Annotated in this window: 18 protein-coding genes, 1 tRNA gene and 1 pseudogene; 7 read left to right on the top strand and 13 right to left on the bottom strand. The window is 70.4% G+C overall.

The genetic code is table 11. The features are described from left to right. Nucleotides 1-39: 39 nt before the first annotated feature. Nucleotides 40-258, top strand: a complete 219-nt coding sequence (locus BSB02_RS01895; protein ID WP_084955878.1) for a hypothetical protein — start codon at nucleotides 40-42, stop codon at nucleotides 256-258. Here BSB02_RS01895 and BSB02_RS01890 read toward each other — a convergent pair. Next, nucleotides 220-864: an NUDIX hydrolase gene (locus tag BSB02_RS01890; protein WP_084955876.1), complete on the bottom strand. Its 645-nt coding sequence runs from the start codon at nucleotides 862-864 to the stop codon at nucleotides 220-222. The two genes, BSB02_RS01895 and BSB02_RS01890, sit on opposite strands and share 39 nt — an antisense overlap. Nucleotides 865-906: 42 nt before the next feature. Continuing rightward, nucleotides 907-1,563, bottom strand: coding sequence for an endonuclease III (gene nth / locus BSB02_RS01885; RefSeq protein ID WP_084956288.1), 657 nt, complete (start codon nucleotides 1,561-1,563; stop codon nucleotides 907-909). A gap of 95 nt (nucleotides 1,564-1,658) precedes the next feature. Here nth and BSB02_RS01880 point away from each other — a divergent pair, with 95 nt between their 5' ends. Beyond that, nucleotides 1,659-2,339: a Crp/Fnr family transcriptional regulator gene (locus tag BSB02_RS01880; RefSeq protein ID WP_084955874.1), complete on the top strand. Its 681-nt coding sequence runs from the start codon at nucleotides 1,659-1,661 to the stop codon at nucleotides 2,337-2,339. Here the strand turns inward: BSB02_RS01880 and BSB02_RS01875 are convergent. The 4 genes from BSB02_RS01875 to BSB02_RS41005 all read right to left on the bottom strand — a co-directional run bounded on the left by BSB02_RS01875 (nucleotide 2,321) and on the right by BSB02_RS41005 (nucleotide 4,686). Continuing rightward, a complete protein-coding gene (locus BSB02_RS01875; protein ID WP_240506101.1) occupies nucleotides 2,321-3,109 on the bottom strand; it encodes an MBL fold metallo-hydrolase in 789 nt (262 codons plus the stop codon). The two genes, BSB02_RS01880 and BSB02_RS01875, sit on opposite strands and share 19 nt — an antisense overlap. After that, on the bottom strand, nucleotides 3,106-3,906 hold the full coding sequence (locus BSB02_RS01870) for an NUDIX hydrolase (RefSeq protein WP_084955872.1): 801 nt from the start codon (nucleotides 3,904-3,906) through the stop codon (nucleotides 3,106-3,108). Before BSB02_RS01870 ends, BSB02_RS01875 begins: the two co-directional genes overlap by 4 nt. A 166-nt stretch (nucleotides 3,907-4,072) precedes the next feature. Beyond that, nucleotides 4,073-4,534: a RidA family protein gene (locus tag BSB02_RS01865; RefSeq protein WP_084955870.1), complete on the bottom strand. Its 462-nt coding sequence runs from the start codon at nucleotides 4,532-4,534 to the stop codon at nucleotides 4,073-4,075. Further along, a complete protein-coding gene (locus BSB02_RS41005) occupies nucleotides 4,531-4,686 on the bottom strand; it encodes a Sp36 family protein (RefSeq protein WP_169729336.1) in 156 nt (51 codons plus the stop codon). The genes BSB02_RS01865 and BSB02_RS41005 overlap by 4 nt, the downstream gene beginning before the upstream one ends. A 74-nt stretch (nucleotides 4,687-4,760) precedes the next feature. On the opposite strand from BSB02_RS41005, the gene bagA reads away from it, so the two are divergent. Both bagA and bagB read left to right on the top strand, forming a co-directional pair. Continuing rightward, nucleotides 4,761-5,765 (top strand): ATPase BagA, encoded by a 1,005-nt coding sequence (bagA, locus tag BSB02_RS01860; protein ID WP_084955868.1) that lies wholly within the window; start codon nucleotides 4,761-4,763, stop codon nucleotides 5,763-5,765. Continuing rightward, nucleotides 5,762-6,895 carry an ATPase BagB gene (gene bagB / locus BSB02_RS01855; protein WP_084955866.1) on the top strand — a complete coding sequence of 378 codons (1,134 nt, stop codon included), beginning with the start codon at nucleotides 5,762-5,764 and terminating at the stop codon, nucleotides 6,893-6,895. The genes bagA and bagB overlap by 4 nt, the downstream gene beginning before the upstream one ends. 89 nt (nucleotides 6,896-6,984) lie before the next feature. Here bagB and BSB02_RS01850 read toward each other — a convergent pair whose 3' ends face one another. Further along, nucleotides 6,985-7,281 carry a WhiB family transcriptional regulator gene (locus tag BSB02_RS01850; RefSeq protein WP_084955864.1) on the bottom strand — a complete coding sequence of 99 codons (297 nt, stop codon included), beginning with the start codon at nucleotides 7,279-7,281 and terminating at the stop codon, nucleotides 6,985-6,987. Nucleotides 7,282-7,566: 285 nt separating this feature from the next. Between BSB02_RS01850 and BSB02_RS01845 the strand changes: the two genes are divergently transcribed. Beyond that, nucleotides 7,567-9,744 carry a transglycosylase domain-containing protein gene (locus BSB02_RS01845; RefSeq protein WP_240506100.1) on the top strand — a complete coding sequence of 726 codons (2,178 nt, stop codon included), beginning with the start codon at nucleotides 7,567-7,569 and terminating at the stop codon, nucleotides 9,742-9,744. A gap of 168 nt (nucleotides 9,745-9,912) precedes the next feature. Here BSB02_RS01845 and BSB02_RS01840 read toward each other — a convergent pair whose 3' ends face one another. Beyond that, a complete protein-coding gene (locus tag BSB02_RS01840; RefSeq protein WP_084956282.1) occupies nucleotides 9,913-10,377 on the bottom strand; it encodes a GatB/YqeY domain-containing protein in 465 nt (154 codons plus the stop codon). A 41-nt stretch (nucleotides 10,378-10,418) separates the two neighbouring features. On the opposite strand from BSB02_RS01840, the gene BSB02_RS01835 reads away from it, so the two are divergent. Together BSB02_RS01835 and BSB02_RS01830 are read left to right on the top strand one after the other, a co-directional pair. Continuing rightward, nucleotides 10,419-11,312 carry a metallophosphoesterase gene (locus BSB02_RS01835; protein ID WP_084955860.1) on the top strand — a complete coding sequence of 298 codons (894 nt, stop codon included), beginning with the start codon at nucleotides 10,419-10,421 and terminating at the stop codon, nucleotides 11,310-11,312. Nucleotides 11,313-11,375: 63 nt separating this feature from the next. Further along, nucleotides 11,376-11,452, top strand: a tRNA-Pro gene (locus BSB02_RS01830). A 101-nt stretch (nucleotides 11,453-11,553) separates the two neighbouring features. On the opposite strand, the gene BSB02_RS01825 is transcribed toward BSB02_RS01830, so the two are convergent. The 5 genes and pseudogenes from BSB02_RS01825 to BSB02_RS01810 all read right to left on the bottom strand — a co-directional run bounded on the left by BSB02_RS01825 (nucleotide 11,554) and on the right by BSB02_RS01810 (nucleotide 15,427). Continuing rightward, entirely contained in the window at nucleotides 11,554-12,552 is a 999-nt protein-coding gene (locus BSB02_RS01825) for an aldo/keto reductase (RefSeq protein ID WP_084955858.1), read from the bottom strand. 2 nt (nucleotides 12,553-12,554) lie between these two features. Then, the gene (locus BSB02_RS42850) at nucleotides 12,555-13,130 is read right to left on the bottom strand and encodes an FAD-dependent oxidoreductase (RefSeq protein WP_276206302.1); all 576 of its coding nucleotides are present in this window, start codon (nucleotides 13,128-13,130) and stop codon (nucleotides 12,555-12,557) included. Then, nucleotides 13,103-13,729, bottom strand: a pseudogene (locus BSB02_RS42845) (FAD-dependent oxidoreductase); the annotation flags it as partial. The gene BSB02_RS42850 and the pseudogene BSB02_RS42845, both read right to left, overlap by 28 nt. Before the next feature lie 19 nt (nucleotides 13,730-13,748). Next, nucleotides 13,749-14,507 carry an amino acid ABC transporter ATP-binding protein gene (locus BSB02_RS01815; protein ID WP_084955856.1) on the bottom strand — a complete coding sequence of 253 codons (759 nt, stop codon included), beginning with the start codon at nucleotides 14,505-14,507 and terminating at the stop codon, nucleotides 13,749-13,751. Further along, entirely contained in the window at nucleotides 14,507-15,427 is a 921-nt protein-coding gene (locus BSB02_RS01810; protein ID WP_084955854.1) for an amino acid ABC transporter permease, read from the bottom strand. Before BSB02_RS01810 ends, BSB02_RS01815 begins: the two co-directional genes overlap by 1 nt. Nucleotides 15,428-15,431: the final 4 nt, after the last annotated feature.

Genomic DNA, 15,431 nt, shown 5'->3' with positions numbered 1-15,431 from the left:
TCGGCACGTCGGCCTGACCAGGGGAAATACCGTAACGGTATGGAGGCCTTCATCCGTGCCCGCCGGATGTGCGCGGGCGAGACGCCGGCCGAGCGGCTGCGCGGCGTGGAGCTGATGCGGACGGTGCCCGAGGACTGCCGCGGGCGCGCGGTCCTGGTGCTGAGGTACCTGGCGGCCAGCGAGACCGACCCGGCGCTGCTGCGGGCGATCGATCGGGCGCTAGCCGCGTGCGGCGAGGTTGAGCACGTCGGGCGGTAGGTCCTCGACCCGCTCGTGGTCCCACGGCCGCTCGAAGCCGGACCAGCGCAGCACGTTGTCGAGGATGCCGGCGGTGAACCCCCACACCAGCAGCCCCCGCACGCGGAAGGCCGGGCCGCAGTAGCCGCTCGGGTGGCGCAGCTTGAGCCGGTTGGCCGGGTCGGCCAGCTCGGCGATCGGCACGCGCTCGACCGCCTCGACCTCGTCGGGGGCGGCCGCGTGGACGGCGCAGGGGGTGTGCCACCAGGCGATCACGGGGGTGACCCGGTTGTCGCTGCGCCAGACGTACAGCTCGGGCATGGTGCCGACGACCTCGACGCCGGACGGGTCGAGGCCGGTCTCCTCCTGTGCCTCCCGCAGCGCGGCCGCGACGGGCCCGCCGTCCTCGGGGTCGACGCCGCCGCCGGGGAAGGCGGGCTGGCCCGCGTGCCGCCTGCCGCGCGAGCTGCGCTGGATCAGCAGGACGTCGGGGCCGTCCGGGCCGTCGCCGAACAGCAGCAGCACCGCCGCGGGCCGGCCGGCGCCGCTCGCGGGCGGGCGCATGACCGGCGGCACGGGGGTCTGGGCGGCGTGCGTGACGAGGGTGCTCAGCCAGTCGGGGACCATGCGATCTCCAACGCCGTCACGGCCGTTTTTCCTTCCCGGAACTCACGAGAACGGTCCGGGGCGGACGAGCTTGGTGGCCGTCTTCTCGTCGGTGGGGCCGGTGCCGTACGACGGGCACAGGGTGGCCAGCGGGCAGACGCCGCAGGCGGGGCGGCGGGCGTGGCAGATGCGGCGGCCGTGCCAGATGACGCGGTGGGAGAAGATCGTCCACTCGCGTTTGGGGATCAGCTCGCCGACCACCTGCTCGATCTTGACCGGGTCGGTCTCCTCGGTCCACCCGAAGCGCCGGACCAGCCGCTGGAAGTGCGTGTCGACCGTGAGCCCCGGCACGCCGAAGGCGTTGCCCAGCACGACGTTGGCCGTCTTGCGGCCGACGCCCGGCAGGGTGACCAGGTCCTTGAGCTTCTTGGGGACCTCGCCGCCATAGCGCTCGCAGACGGCCTGGGCCATGCCGATGATGCTGCCCGCCTTGGCGCGGTAGAAGCCGGTCGACTTGATGATCTCCTCGAGTTCGGTCCGGTCGGCAGCGGCGTAGTCCTCCACTGTCGGATATTTCGCGAACAGGGTGGGGGTAACCATGTTGACCCGCTTGTCCGTACACTGCGCCGAGAGGATGGTGGCCACGAGCAGCTCTAACGGGTTGGTGAAGTCCAGCTCGCAGTGGGCGTCCGGATAGGTCTCGGCGAGGATCCGGTTCATGCGCCGGGCGCGCCGGACGAGGGCCAGTCGGGTCTCGGTGGGCACCCTCTCAGGGTAAGGGTGTCGTGCGTCACAATGGGAACAGAGGAGGCAGAGTGAACACCGACGACGTGCTGGGCAAGGCCCCCCTGTTCGCCGCTCTCGACCGCGAGAGCGCCGCGGCGTTGCGCACGAGCATCACCGAAGTGCAGCTGCCCAAGGGACAGACGCTCTTCAACGAGGGCGAGACCGGCGACCGGCTCTATGTCGTGCTCGAAGGCAAGATCAAGCTTTCCCGCACGTCGTCCGACGGCCGGGAGAACCTGCTGAGCGTGCTCGGGCCGGGCGAGATGTTCGGGGAGCTGTCGCTGTTCGACCCGCGCCCGCGTACGGCCACCGCCACGGCGCTGACCGAGGCGCGGCTGGCCGGGCTGGGCCACGACGACCTGCGGCCCTGGCTCACCGGCCGTCCGGAGGTGGCTCTGCACCTGCTGCGCGCGCTGGCCCAGCGGCTGCGCCGGACCAACGACGTGCTGGCCGACCTGGTCTTCACCGACGTCCCCGGGCGCGTGGCCAAGCAGTTGCTCGACCTGGCCGAGCGGTTCGGCACCAAGACCGACGACGGCATCCGCGTCCACCACGACCTCACCCAGGAGGAGCTGGCCCAGCTGGTCGGCGCCTCCCGCGAGACCGTCAACAAGGCCCTGGCCGACTTCGCCCAGCGCGGCTGGCTGCGCATCGAGGCCAAGGCGGTCACGATCCTCGACTGGGACCGCCTCTACAACCGCTCCAGGTAGTCCAGCTGGGCGCGCACCGACATCTCGGCCGCCGGCCACAGCGACCGGTCGACGTCGGCGTAGACGATCTCCACGATCTCGCGCGGCGTCCTGGCGCCCCGCGCCTGGGCCGCCTTGATCTGGTCGAGGCGCTCGCGCCGGTGGGCGATGTAGCCGTCGAGCACCCGCAGCGGGTCGGGCAACACCGGCCCGTGGCCGGGCAGGAGCGCCTCCGCCTCCAGGCTCTCCGCCGTCGCCCTGAGGCGGTCCAGGCTGCGCAGGTAGTCGGCCAGGTTCCCGTCGGGGGCGATCACCGTCGTGCCGCGCCCCAGGACCGTGTCGCCGGTGAGCATGGCCCGGTCGGCCTCGATCCAGAAGCACAGCGAGTCGAACGAGTGGCCCGGCGTGCCGTACACCCTGACCTCCAGGCCGCCGGCGCTGACCACGTCGCCGTCGGTCAGGCCCTCCTCGCCCAGCCGGTGGCGGGGGTCCAGGGCTCTGACCGGGGCGCCGATCAGCTCGGCGAGGCGGCGCGCTCCCCCGCTGTGGTCGTGGTGGCCGTGGGTGAGCAGGATTTGGGCGACTCTTCGGCCTTCCAGGTGATTTTTCAGCCTTTGTAGGTGTTTTTCATCATCCGGCCCGGGATCCACCACGACGACCTCGTCACCGCCGATCACCCAGGTGTTCGTGCCGTCGAGCGTCATCGGGCCCGGGTTGGGGGCCAGGATGTTCTCGGCGTGGGCCGTACGCGAGCCGTCGGGGGTCTCGACCGGGATGTGCAGGCCACTCACAGGACCAGCCTCGCCTCGCCGTCGACCTCGACCACCCGGGGCTGGATGGTGGTGATGCGGCGTTCGGCCTGGAGGATGTCCGCCGTCGACGGATATTTCGCCATCTCCGTGAGGGTGGCATAGGTCGGCGGCATCAGGAAGATCTCCCCCTTGTGCGCGAGCCCGATCGCCTCCTCCGGCCGCTTCCATGCCACCTCGTCCGCCTCCCCGCCGACGTCGCGGGTCCTTTGCCCGTACGGCAGTGCCGCCACGAAGAAGCGGGTGTCGAAGCGCCTGACCTCGACGTCGGGCGTAATCCAGTGCGCCCAGGGCTTGAGCAGGTCGGAGCGCAGCACGAGGCGGCGCCGGTCCAGGAAGTCGGCGAAGGCCAGCGTCCTGTCGATCAGCGCCAGGCGGTCGGCCTCCCAGTCCTCGCCCGTGGTGTCCTCGACCACCCCGCCGGGATCCGGTCCCGCGAGGAGCACGCCGGACTCCTCGAACGTCTCGCGCACGGCCGCGCACACCAGGCCCCTGGCGGTCTTCTCGTCCGCCTTGAGGATCTCGGCCCACTCGGCGGGAGCGGGCCCGGCCCAGGCGACGGCGTGGTCGGCGTCCCGGGGATCGACGGAGCCGCCGGGGAAGACGTAGGCGCCGGCGGCGAAGGCCATGGTGGACTTGCGCCGCAGCAGGTAGACCTCCGGGCCCCGGGCGCCGTCGCGCAGGAGGACCACGGTGGCGGCATCCTTGGCGGGAACCGGCTCGACGCGCCCGGCCGCGATGTCCCTGGCTCGCTGCACCAGATCCGCCGGAACCGACATATCCGTCACTCGACCTCCACTAGAACATCACTCGGTCATAGTGACACATAGTGGGTGGTGCCCGCCGTACCACCACCCTCTCCCCTGGTCCTGCACCGAGGTCGGCGGGAAGGCGGGGACGGCGGGCCACCCGTCGCCTGGCGGAGCCTCCCTGCGGACAGTCAGGTCAGCGGACCTCGGCGATCAGCTCGACCTCCACCGGCGCGTCCAGCGGCAGCACCGCGACACCCACGGCGCTGCGCGCGTGGACCCCGGCGTCGCCGAAGACCTCGCGCAGCAGCTCGCTCGCCCCGTTGCCCACCTGGGGCTGGCCCGTGAAGTCCGGCGCGCTGGCCACGAAGACGACGACCTTGACGATCCGCACCACGTCGGACAGCGACTCCACCTGCGTGCGCAGCGCGGCGATCGCGTTCAGCGCGCACGTGCGGGCCAGCGCCGCGCCCTGCTCGGGCGTGATCTCGGCGCCGACCTTGCCCGCCGCCTGGAGCCTGCCCTCCACCATGGGCACCTGCCCCGACGTGTAGACGTACGACCCGGTGCGCACCGCCGGCACGTACGCCGCCAGCGGCGGCACGACCTCGGGAAGGGTCAGCCCGAGCTTCTCCAGCCGCTCCTCGGGCGTGCTCACTGCTTCTCCCGCTTGAAGTAGGCCACCAGGTTCTCGGGCGTCGGCCCCGGGACGACCTGGACGAGCTCCCACCCGTCGGCGCCGAAGTTGTCCAGGATCATCTTGGTGTTGTGGACCAAGAGCGGTGCCGTGAGGTACTCCCATTTCTTCATAGGCAGCAGCGTAGTGTGAGCTAGTTCAAAGACCTGGGCTTGGTTTCAGCAAATGACCGTTCGGTAGCCTTCCAATCGTGGACCGGGACACGGATTGGGACGGCGTACGGCTGCACGTGGTGACAGGCAAGGGCGGCACGGGCAAGACGACCGTGGCCGCCGCCCTGGCGCTGGCGCTGGCCTCCGGCGGGCGCAAGGTGCTGCTGGTGGAGGTCGAGGGACGGCAGGGCATCGCCCAGGTCTTCGACCTGCCGCCGCTGCCGTACGAGGAGCGCAGGATCGCCGTGGCCCCGGGCGGCGGCGACGTCTACGCCCTCGCCGTCGATCCCGAAGAGGCGATGCTCGAGTACATGGAGATGTTCTACGGCATGCGCCGCGCCGGGCGCGCGCTGACCCGGATGGGCATCGTCGACTTCGCCACCACGGTCGCGCCAGGCTTCCGCGACGTGCTGGTCACCGGCAAGACCACCGAGGCGGTGCGCAGGAAGGACCGCTCGGGCAGGCGCGTCTACGACGCGGTGGTGCTGGACGCCCCGCCCACCGGGCGGATCACCCGCTTCCTCAACGTCACCCAGGAGGTCGCCGGGCTCGCCAAGGTGGGGCCGATCAAGAACCACTCCGAGCTGGTCGCCGGAGTCCTGAAAAGTCCGGAAACGGCCGTGCACTTCGTGACGCTGCTGGAGGAAATGCCCGTCCAGGAGACGCTGGACGGGATCACCGAATTGCGCTCGGCCGGGCTGCCGTCCGGCGGCGTTTTCATCAACATGGTGCGCGAATCGCTGCTTCCGCAGGCCGCTCTTGACTCGGCTGTCAAGGGCACCTTCGACGTGGCCGAGCTCGCTCTCGGCCTCAAGGCCGCCGGGCTGGCCGACGGCCCGGACGACGCCACGGAGATCGCCGAGGCGCTGCTCGAAGAGGTCGTCGAGCACGCCCGCCGTACCGAACTCGAACACCGGGAACGAGCCACGCTGGCCGAGGCCGGAGCGCCGCGCTACGAGCTGCCCCTGCTGGCGGACGGGGTGGACCTGGCCGGACTGTACGAACTCGCCGAGACCATGCGCATCCAGGGGGCAGCGTGACCAAGGCAGCGCCCGTGCTCGACATCGACGCCATCCTCGACGACCGGGCCACCCGCATCATCGTGTGCTGCGGCTCCGGCGGCGTCGGCAAGACCACCACCGCGGCGGCGCTGGGGCTGCGCGCCGCCGAGCGCGGCAGGTGCGCCGTGGTGCTCACCGTCGACCCCGCGCGGCGGCTGGCCCAGTCGATGGGCCTCACCGAGCTGGACAACACCCCGCGCCTGGTGGCCAGGACCGAGGCGGGCGGCCAGCTCTACGCGATGATGCTCGACATGAAGCGGACCTTCGACGAGATCATCGAAGCGCACGCGGATCCCGAGCGGGCCAGGCAGATCCTGTCCAACCCCTTCTACCAGTCGCTGTCGTCCAGCTTCTCCGGCACGCAGGAGTACATGGCGATGGAGAAGCTCGGCCAGCTCAGGCGCTCGGACGAGTGGGACCTGATCGTCGTCGACACCCCGCCCTCGCGCTCGGCGCTGGACTTCCTGGACGCCCCGGAACGGCTGGGCCGCTTCCTCGACGGCCGCTTCATCCGCCTGCTGACCGCCCCCGCCAAGGCCGGGGGGCGCAGCGCGTTCCGGCTGCTCAACGCCGGGTTGGGGCTGGTCGCCGGGGCCATGACCAAGCTGCTGGGCGCCCAGGTGATCAAGGATCTGCAGACGTTCGTCTCGGCGCTGGACGCCGTCTTCGGCGGCTTCCGCCAGCGCGCCGAGATGACCTACCGGCTGCTCCAGGCCCACGGCACGGCCTTCCTCGTGGTCGCCGCGCCGGAACGCGACGCCATGCGGGAGGCGGCCTACTTCGTCGAGCGGCTGGCCGAGGAGCGCATGCCGCTGGCCGGGCTGGTGGTCAACCGCGTGCACGTCTCGCCGCTCACCCGGCTGTCGGCCGCGCGCAGTACGGCCGCCGCCGAAGACCTGGAGGCCAAGGGCGAGCACGAGCTGACGGCGGCGGTGCTGCGCCTGCACGCCGCACGGATGCAGCTGGCCGCCCGCGAGGGCCGCGAGCGCGACCACTTCGTCTCGGCCCACCCCACCGTGCCGGTGGTGCAGGTGCCGGCCATGTGGCACGACGTGCACGACCTGGACGGCCTGCGGGAGATCGGAACGCTGCTCGCGAAGACCGCGTGACGGCCTCGGCGGTCATGGGCGCGTCGACGGTCATGGGGGCGTGACGGTACGGCAGGCGGGGAGACCGCCTGCCGTACCGCGTGCAGGCTTCACCCCGCGATCAGCTCGTTGGTCCGCTCGTACTCTTCCTTCGCGGCCTCGAGCAGCTCTCGCCACGAGACCACGTCGGGACGCCGCCGGAGCAGCGCGCGACGTTCGCGTTCAGTCATACCGCCCCACACCCCGAACTCGATGCGGTTGTCCAGCGCATCGGCGAGGCATTCGGTACGGACCGGGCATCCTCTGCAGATTAGCTTCGCCCTGTTCTGGGCAGCTCCCTGGACGAACAGAGCGTCCGGGTCCGCACCCCGACAGGCGGCTCGGGAGGTCCAATCCGTGATCCACATTTGTTCGACCCCACTCCCCTTAGGTGGTCAGTCGTCAGTTGGGGCCGACGGGCGCGGGCGCCGAGCCTCCGTATTCAGTTGCCGCAGGGAGAACGTACGCAAGGAGACGTTGGGGCCGACAGACCCCAGAGGACCAATTTCTCGACGGAGTGTTGACCGGGAATGACTAGTCACCCCCCGCAGTCAAGGCGAAATGGGGTTCAGTTACCGATAAGGACACGCTTTCGACGTAACCTAGGGAGCGTGCAAGCTCAGGGCAAAGATCGTGCGAACCCCATCGTCAGCGTGGCACGGCTGGTCGGAGCCGGCGCCGTCGCCGGCGTGCTGGCCGCGGCCATCGCGCTCCCGGCCGTGGGCGGTGCGGGCCTGACGGTCAAGTCCAGCACCGAGGCCCTCAACCTCAAGCCGGAGGACCTCGAAGAGCCGCCGTTGAAGATGCTCACCATCCTCAACGACGTCAACGGCAAGCAGATCGGGCAGTTCTACAACCAGTACCGCATCCCGGTCAGGCTCGACCAGGTCGCGCCCGTGATGAGGGACGCGATCATCGCGATCGAGGACTACCGGTTCTACGAGCACGGCCCGATCGACATCGAGGGAACCATCCGGGCCCTGCTCAAGAACGTCAGCGGCGGCGGCGTCGTGCAGGGCGGCTCCTCCATCACCCAGCAGTACGTCAAGCAGGTCCTGGTCAACAAGGCCAAGACCGAGGAGGAGCGGCGGGCCGCCATCGCGCCCACGCTCTCGCGCAAGCTCAACGAGCTGCGCTACGCGATGGCGATCGAGCAGAAGTACACCAAGGACCAGATCCTGGAGAAGTACCTCAACATCTCCTACTTCGGCGCGAGCGCCCACGGCATCGAGGCGGCCGCCTGGCGCTTCTTCAAGAAGCGCGCCAGCGAGCTGAACCTGGTGGAGTCGGCCACGCTCGCGGCGGCCGTCCAGAAGCCCGTGGCCACCGACCCCACGCTCGGCTCCGACGCCAGGGGCCGCCTGCTGGAGCGGCGCAACCTCGTGCTCGACACGATGGTCCTGCGCGGGAAGATCAACAAGCAGCAGGCCGACGAGGCCAAGAAGCAGCCGCTCGGCTTCAAGAACGGCAGGATCCCCGGCGGCTGCGAGGAGAGCAAGTACCCGTACTTCTGCTTCTACGTCAAGAACGAGATCCTCGACAACGACGACTTCGGCAAGACCGAGAAGGAGCGGCTGGACTTCCTCAACGCCGGCGGCATCACGATCACCAGCACGCTCGACCCGAAGATGCAGAAGGCCGCCGAGAAGGCGATCAAGAACTGGGTGTCGAGCAAGGACAAGCCGGTCGCCTCCCAGGCCATGATCGTCCCCGGCACGGGCGAGATCCGCGCCATGGCCGCCAGCCGCAAGTACGGCAGGAGCAGCAAGCGCAACGAGATCAGCTACAACGTCGTCGCCGACAAGGCGCACGGCGGCGGACGCGGCTTCCAGCAGGGCTCCACAGCCAAGGTGTACACGCTGGCGGCGGCGCTGGAGTCGGGCATGAAGTTCGGCGACGGCAACTCCACGGGCAGCGCCTACTACGTCCAGCCGTACCCCAACCACGACTTCGAGACGTGCGAGGGCAAGCCGACCGGCGGCTCGGCGCCGCACCCGGTGCGCAACTCCAGCGAGGGCGGCGGCGGCTTCAAGAGCCTCCAGACCGGCACGTGGGGCTCGGTGAACACGTTCTTCATGAAGCTGGAGGAGCAGGTCGGGCTCTGCAAGGTCGTCGAGATGGCCAAGAAGCTCGGCGTCAAGCGGTCCGACGGCGGCAAGCTGGAGCAGGTGCCGACCTTCACGCTGGGCGTCAACGAGATGGACCCGGTGACGGTGGCCAACTCCTACGCCGTCTTCGCCGCGCGCGGCGAGTACTGCCGGCCGATGGCGATCCTCGAGATCAAGGACCGCGACGGCAAGGTCACCAAGTTCAAGCCCAAGTGCAAGCAGGTCCTGGACGAGGAGGTCGCCGACGCGGTCAACCACATCCTGTCCGGGGTGTTCACCAAGGGCACGATGAGGGGGGTCGGCGGCATCGGGCGCGACGCGGCGGGCAAGACCGGCACGACCGACAACTACACGGCCGCCTGGTTCGCGGGATACACGCCGGACCTGGCCTCGGCGGTGAGCATCGGCGACCCGCGCGGCGCCTTCGAGCACGACCTGACCGGCGTGACGATCGGCGGCAGGTACTACAGCTACGTCTACGGCGCGTCCATCTCGGGCCCCATCTGGAAGGAGTCCATGATGGACGCTCTGGAGGACATCGAGCCGAGCTCGTTCGTCGCGCCGAACATGGAGCGCTTCGGCGGCTGCAGCACGCAGTGCGCGCCCAAGCCGCCCAAGAAGGACAAGGGCGACGGCGACCGGGACGGCGGCGACCGGGGCCGCAACCCGTTCGACAACATCTTCGAGCCGCCGGGCGACGAGGAGACCACGCCGGGCGACTGACGTCCCGGCCCTGACGCCGGAGGCCTCCGTGGATCGCGCGGAGGCCTCTGGTTTTCGTACGGCTGGGCGGAAGGGCCGGGCCGGCAGGGATCGGCTCGCTGAGATGGGCGGGTGGTTGTGACGGCCGGGTGGTTGTGACGGCCGGGTGGTTGTGACGGCCGGGTCGGCTCAGCTGGAGGAGGCCGCGAGCCGGGAGCGCACCGCCTGCGCGACCCTGCCGCCCTCGGCGCGACCCGCGACCCTGGGGTTGACCACCTTCATGACCTGGCCCATCGCCTGCGGCCCCGCGGCGCCCGTCTCGGCGATCGCCTCGTCGACCAGCCGGTACAGCTCCTCGTCCGACAGCTGGGCCGGCAGGTACTCCTCCAGCACCGCGTGCTCGTCGAGCTCCGCCTGCGCCCGGTCCTGCCGGCCCGCGTTGGAGAACGCCTCGGCGGCCTCCCTGCGCTTCTTGGCCTCCTTGGTCAGGACCTTGACGACTTCCTCGTCCGACAGCTCCCTGGCGGCCTTCCCGGCGACCTCCTCGACGTTGATCGCGGCCAGCGCCATCCGGATGGTCCTGGTCCGCACCTCGTCACGGCTCTTCATCGCAGCCGACAGGTCCGCCTGCAGCTTGTCTTTCAATGCGCTCATGCGCACCATCTTGCCGTCTCGTCATCGGGCATGATGAATGGGTGAGGAAAGCCGTAGCGGTACCCCTGTCCCTGCTCGGTCTCGGCGTGGCCGGACTGGGCTACGCCTCGGTCGTCGAACGCAACTGGTTCCGGCTGCGGCGGTTCGACGTGCCCGTGCTGGAGCGCGGGCAGCGCCCTGTGCGCATCCTCCACCTGTCCGACCTTCACCTGACGCCCCGCCGTACGATGCTGATCAACTGGGTCCGCTCGCTCGGCGACCTGGAGCCGGACCTCGTCGTCAACACCGGCGACTCGATCGCCCATCCCGACGCGGTCCCGTCCCTGCTCCACGCCCTGGAGCCGCTGCTGCGCCGTCCCGGGCTGTTCGTGTACGGCTCCAACGACCTCTACGCGCCGCGCTTCAAGAACCCGGCGCGCTACCTGTGGCGCACCTCGCGCGGCGACCACCGCCAGACGGTCCCCACGCTGCCGTGGACCGAGCTCGGCGCCGGCCTGACCGCCGAGGGCTGGCTCGACATGAACAACACCACGGCCCGCATCAAGGCCGGCGACCTCGACGTCGCGGTGGCCGGCATCCACGACTCGCACATCGACCGCGACCGCTACGACCTGGTCGCCGGCCCGGCGCCCGCCGACGCCGACCTGCGCCTCGGCGTCATGCACTCGCCGGAGCCGCGCAACCTGTCCCGCTTCGCCGCCGACGGCTACCAGCTGCTGCTCGCCGGCCACACCCACGGCGGCCAGCTCTGCATCCCCTTCTACGGGGCGCTGGTGACGAACTGCGGCATCGACCGCGCGCGGGTGAAGGGCCTCAGCCGCCACGACGGCGCCTGGCTCCACGTCTCCGCCGGCCTGGGCACCTCCCCTTGCGCCCCGGCGCGCTTCGCGTGCTTCCCCGAGGCCTCGCTCCTCACCCTGGTACCCCGCCGCTGAGCGGTCACAAGCACTCGGGAAGTCCGCTAGACTTTCCGGAGCACGGGCGATGAGCCCGGGCGGCGGGGTGTAGCGCAGCTTGGCAGCGCGCTTCGTTCGGGACGAAGAGGCCGGAGGTTCAAATCCTCTCACCCCGACCAGAAAACACCTGATGGAGGGCCGGATTCTCAAGATTGAGAATCCGGCCCTCGATCGTTTGCCCGCCCGCCAGCCGGTCTGGCAGGCCGACTACCGCCGCCGGCTACCAGGCGTACGCCTCCGGAGCAGGACCGCCGGGACCCGGGAAGATCTCGTCCAGCAGAGCCAGCTGGTCGGCGTCCAGCTCGACCTCGAGCGCACGCTGAGCCAGGGACAGCTGGTCGAGTGTGCGAGCGCCCACGATGGGGGCGGTGACGCCGGGCTGGTGCAGCAGCCAGGCCAGGGCGACGACCGCGGGGTGCTCGCCGAAAGCGTCGCAGGCCTGCTCGTAGCGCTCGACCCGGTCGCGGCCGGCGGCCAGGCCCGCGGCGGCCCGGCCCGTCTTGCCGCGTTCCGCCTGCTCCTTACGCAGAATGCCGCCGAGCAGGCCGCCGTGCAGCGGGCTGTACGGCAGGAAGCCGAGCCCGAGATCCTGGCAGGCGGGCAGCACCTCCAGTTCCACCGAGCGCTGCATGAGGTTGTAGATGCTCTGCTCGGCCACGAAGCCGAAGGCGCCCAGGCGCTCGGCGACGCACTGCCCACGCACGATGTGCCAGGCGGCGTGGTTGCTGGTGCCGAAGTACAGCACCTTGCCCTGCTGCCGCAACAGTGACAGGGCCTCCCAGATCTCCTCCCACGGCGTGGTGCGGTCCACGTGGTGCAGCAGGTAGAGGTCGAGGTGGTCGGTGCGCAGCCGGCGCAGCGACTCCTCGCAGGCGCGGCGGATGCGGCGGGCGGACAGCCGGATGTCGTTGACGCCGGGACCCATGGCGCCGTACGCCTTGGTGGCCAGGACGATCTGGTCCCGCCGGGCGGGGGTCTTGGCCAGCCAGGTGCCGATGATCTCCTCGGTCCTGCCCTTGTCTGGCTCCAGCCCGTAGACCTGCCTGTTGGCGTCGGCGCCGTACACGTCGGCGGTGTCGACGAGGTTGATGCCGCCGTCCACGGCCGCGTCGAGGATGCGGTGGGAGGTGGCCTCGTCGGTGAGCGGGCCGAAGTTCATCGTGCCGAGCGCGAGCCTGCTGACCTGGAGCCCGGAACGCCCGAGCCGGATGTAGCGCATGGTCACCTTTCACCGGAGAAGCCGGAGGAGCTGGAGGAGCCGGAGGAGTTGGAGAAGCGGTCGGGGGAGAAGGCCGTGATGTCGAACTCGGTCTGCCCGTCCAGCGCCAGCTGGGCGCAGATGAGCCCGACCGCCGGGGAGTGTTTGAAGCCGTGGCCGGAGAAGCCGCCGGCGAAGACCACGCGGTCGCTCCCGCCGACGGGCCCGATGATGAAGTCGCCGTCGGGGGTCTTGGAGTTCATGCAGGCCCGGGCGTGGGCCGCGCGCGGGGTCAGGCCGGGGAACGCCCGGCGGCAGAAGTCCTCGATGGGCGCGAGGTCCTCGGCGGTGGGGTCGTGCCAGTTGTCCTCCGGCCGGTCCAGCCAGCGCTTGCTGGCCGTGCCGCCGACGCCGACCTTGACGCCCTGGCCGTCGACGTCGGGGATGCCCCATCCGTCCAGCGGGCCGCTCTCCCTGATGAACGTGGGAACCGTGCCGGGCCGTACTCGGCGGGGTCCGTGGCGGCGCGGAACCAGGACAGGCAGGAGCGCTGGGTACGCAGGGGCAGTGAGAAGCCGGGAAGCAGGTCCAGCCCCCAAGCGCCGGTGGCGAGCACCGCCCTGGCGGCCCTGATGGTCTCCCCGCCGGTGACGACCTCGACGTGCCCGTCGGCGACGCGCAGCTCCTCGACCGGGGAGCCGGTGCGGATCTCGGCGCCGGCCCGCTCGGCGGCGGCCACCGCCGCGGCGATGCAGGCTTCGGGCCGCAGCACGCCCGCGCCCGGCTCGTAGACGGCCACGTCGTCGTCGAAGGCCGCGTGTTGCGGGTAGCGCCGCCGCAGCTCGCCGGGCTCCAGCCATTCGTACTCCACCTCGCCGGCCGCGGCGCTGGCCAGCGTGTCGCGGATGAGCGGCCCGTCGGCGGTGCCGATGACCAGGCCGCCCGAGCGGGTGAACAGCGGCCGGCCGCTGCGCCGTTCCAGATCCATGACCAGGTCCAGTGAGCGGCGGGCGAGCGGCACGTACTCCTTGCCCTCGAACAGGATCTGCCGGTAGATGCGGGACCCGCCGTGCGAGGAGCCCCGAGAGTGGCCGACGGTGAACTGCTCGACGCCGGCGACCGAGGCGCCGGCCGCGGCCGCCTGCCACGCGGTCATCGACCCCATGGCGCCGAGCCCGATCACGATGACGTCTTTCATGTGGGTGAGCTCCCGTGAGTCATAGCACTTTGGACAGGAAAGCCTGGGTCCGCTGGTGTCGCGGCCGGGCCAGGACCTCCCGCGGGTCGCCCGACTCGACGATCACGCCGTCGTCCATGAAGACCAGGGTGTCGCCGACCTCGCGGGCGAAGCCCATCTCGTGCGTGACGACGATCATGGTCATTCCGTCGCGGGCGAGCTGCCGCATGACGTCGAGGACCTCGCCGACCAGCTCGGGGTCCAGCGCGGAGGTCGGCTCGTCGAACAGCATCAGCTTCGGCCGCATGGCCAGCGCCCGCGCGATGGCCACCCTCTGCTGCTGGCCGCCCGACAGCCGGGTGGGGTAGCTGTGCAGCTTGTCGCCCAGGCCGACCCGGCGCAGCAGCTCCTCGGCGTGCGCGACGGCCTGGGCGCGCGGCTCCTTGTTGACCAGGCAGGGGCCGAGGACGACGTTCTCCAGGGCCGTGTAGTGCGGGAAGAGGTTGAAGCTCTGGAACACCATGCCGATGCGGGCCCGCTGCCGGCACACCTCCTTGTCGGGCAGCTCGTAGAGCAGGTCGCCGCTCTGCCGGTAGCCGATCAGCTCGCCGTCGACCCACAGCCGGCCCCTGTTGATGGTCTCCAGGTGGTTGACGCAGCGCAGCAGCGTGCTCTTGCCCGATCCGGAGGGGCCCACCAGGCACAGCACCTGCCCCTCCTCCACGGTCAGGTCGATGCCCTTGAGCACCTCGTGCCTGCCGTAGCTCTTGTGCACGCCTTCCGCGCGGACCAGCGCCATCAGCGGGCCTCCTTGTGGCGTCGGGACAGCAGGTTGCGGCGCAGGCGCGCGCCGAAGGACAGGCCGGGGTCCCGGTCGGGCGAGAAGTACCGCTCGATCCTGGTCTGCACGGCCGTCAGGATGGAGGTGGCCAGCAGGTACCAGATGCTGGCGACGAGGAGCAGCGGGATGGTCTGGAAGTTGCGCCCGTAGATGATCTGCACGCTGTAGAGCAGCTCGGGGATCGCCAGCACGCTGACCAGCGAGCTGGTCTTCAGCATCGCGATGGCGTTGTTGCCGGTCGGCGGGATGATCACGCGCATGGCCTGGGGCAGGATGATCTTGCGCATGGTCATCGCCTTGGACATGCCCAGGGAGCTGGCGGCTTCGAGCTGGCCACGCGGGATGGACATGATGCCGGCCCTGACGATCTCCGCCATGTAGGCGCCCTCGTTCAGCGCCAGCCCCAGGATTCCCGCGATGAACGGCGTGATCAGTGTGTTGGCGTCGAGGCTGAGGAAGGTCGGCCCGAACGGCACGCCGATGTCGATCCTGGGGTACAGCGCGCTGAGGTTGAACCAGAAGATGAGCTGCACCAGCAGCGGCGTGCCGCGGAAGAACCAGATGTAGCCCGCGGCCGTCCACGACAGCACCGGGTTGGCCGAGCCGCGCATGACGGCGAAGACCACGCCCAGGACGATGCCGATCGCCATGGCGATGGCGGTGAACTCCAGGGTCAGCAGCAGCCCGTGCAGGACGGTGCCGTCGAACAGGTACCGGGCGACGATCTCCCACCGGTAGCGCGGGTTGGTGACCATCGACAGCAGGAGCAGGCCCAGCAGCACCAGCACGATCCCCGTGGCGACCCACCGCCACGGCCGCCGGACGGGGATCGCCTTGATGTCGGCCGTCACCACGGCGCCTCTGGTGTCGGTCGCCATCCCG

Origin of the sequence: Thermoactinospora rubra (assembly GCF_002093975.1) — a bacterium.
In the GTDB taxonomy this organism is placed as follows: domain Bacteria; phylum Actinomycetota; class Actinomycetes; order Streptosporangiales; family Streptosporangiaceae; genus Nonomuraea; species Nonomuraea rubra_A.
This window is presented reverse-complemented; position numbering and strand designations above follow the sequence as displayed.

What these genes read in the sequence shown, in the direction of transcription:
- BSB02_RS01840 (WP_084956282.1), bottom strand. Translation starts at nt 10,377, where the DNA reads ATGAGCGCATTGAAAGACAAGCTGCAGGCGGACCTGTCGGCTGCGATG.
- BSB02_RS01870 (WP_084955872.1), bottom strand. Translation starts at nt 3,906, where the DNA reads ATGTCGGTTCCGGCGGATCTGGTGCAGCGAGCCAGGGACATCGCGGCC.
- nth (WP_084956288.1), bottom strand. Translation starts at nt 1,563, where the DNA reads ATGAACCGGATCCTCGCCGAGACCTATCCGGACGCCCACTGCGAGCTG.
- BSB02_RS01825 (WP_084955858.1), bottom strand. Translation starts at nt 12,552, where the DNA reads ATGCGCTACATCCGGCTCGGGCGTTCCGGGCTCCAGGTCAGCAGGCTC.
- BSB02_RS01850 (WP_084955864.1), bottom strand. Translation starts at nt 7,281, where the DNA reads ATGTGGATCACGGATTGGACCTCCCGAGCCGCCTGTCGGGGTGCGGAC.
- BSB02_RS41005 (WP_169729336.1), bottom strand. Translation starts at nt 4,686, where the DNA reads ATGAAGAAATGGGAGTACCTCACGGCACCGCTCTTGGTCCACAACACC.
- BSB02_RS01810 (WP_084955854.1), bottom strand. Translation starts at nt 15,427, where the DNA reads ATGGCGACCGACACCAGAGGCGCCGTGGTGACGGCCGACATCAAGGCG.
- BSB02_RS01815 (WP_084955856.1), bottom strand. Translation starts at nt 14,507, where the DNA reads ATGGCGCTGGTCCGCGCGGAAGGCGTGCACAAGAGCTACGGCAGGCAC.
- BSB02_RS01890 (WP_084955876.1), bottom strand. Translation starts at nt 864, where the DNA reads ATGGTCCCCGACTGGCTGAGCACCCTCGTCACGCACGCCGCCCAGACC.
- BSB02_RS01895 (WP_084955878.1), top strand. Translation starts at nt 40, where the DNA reads ATGGAGGCCTTCATCCGTGCCCGCCGGATGTGCGCGGGCGAGACGCCG.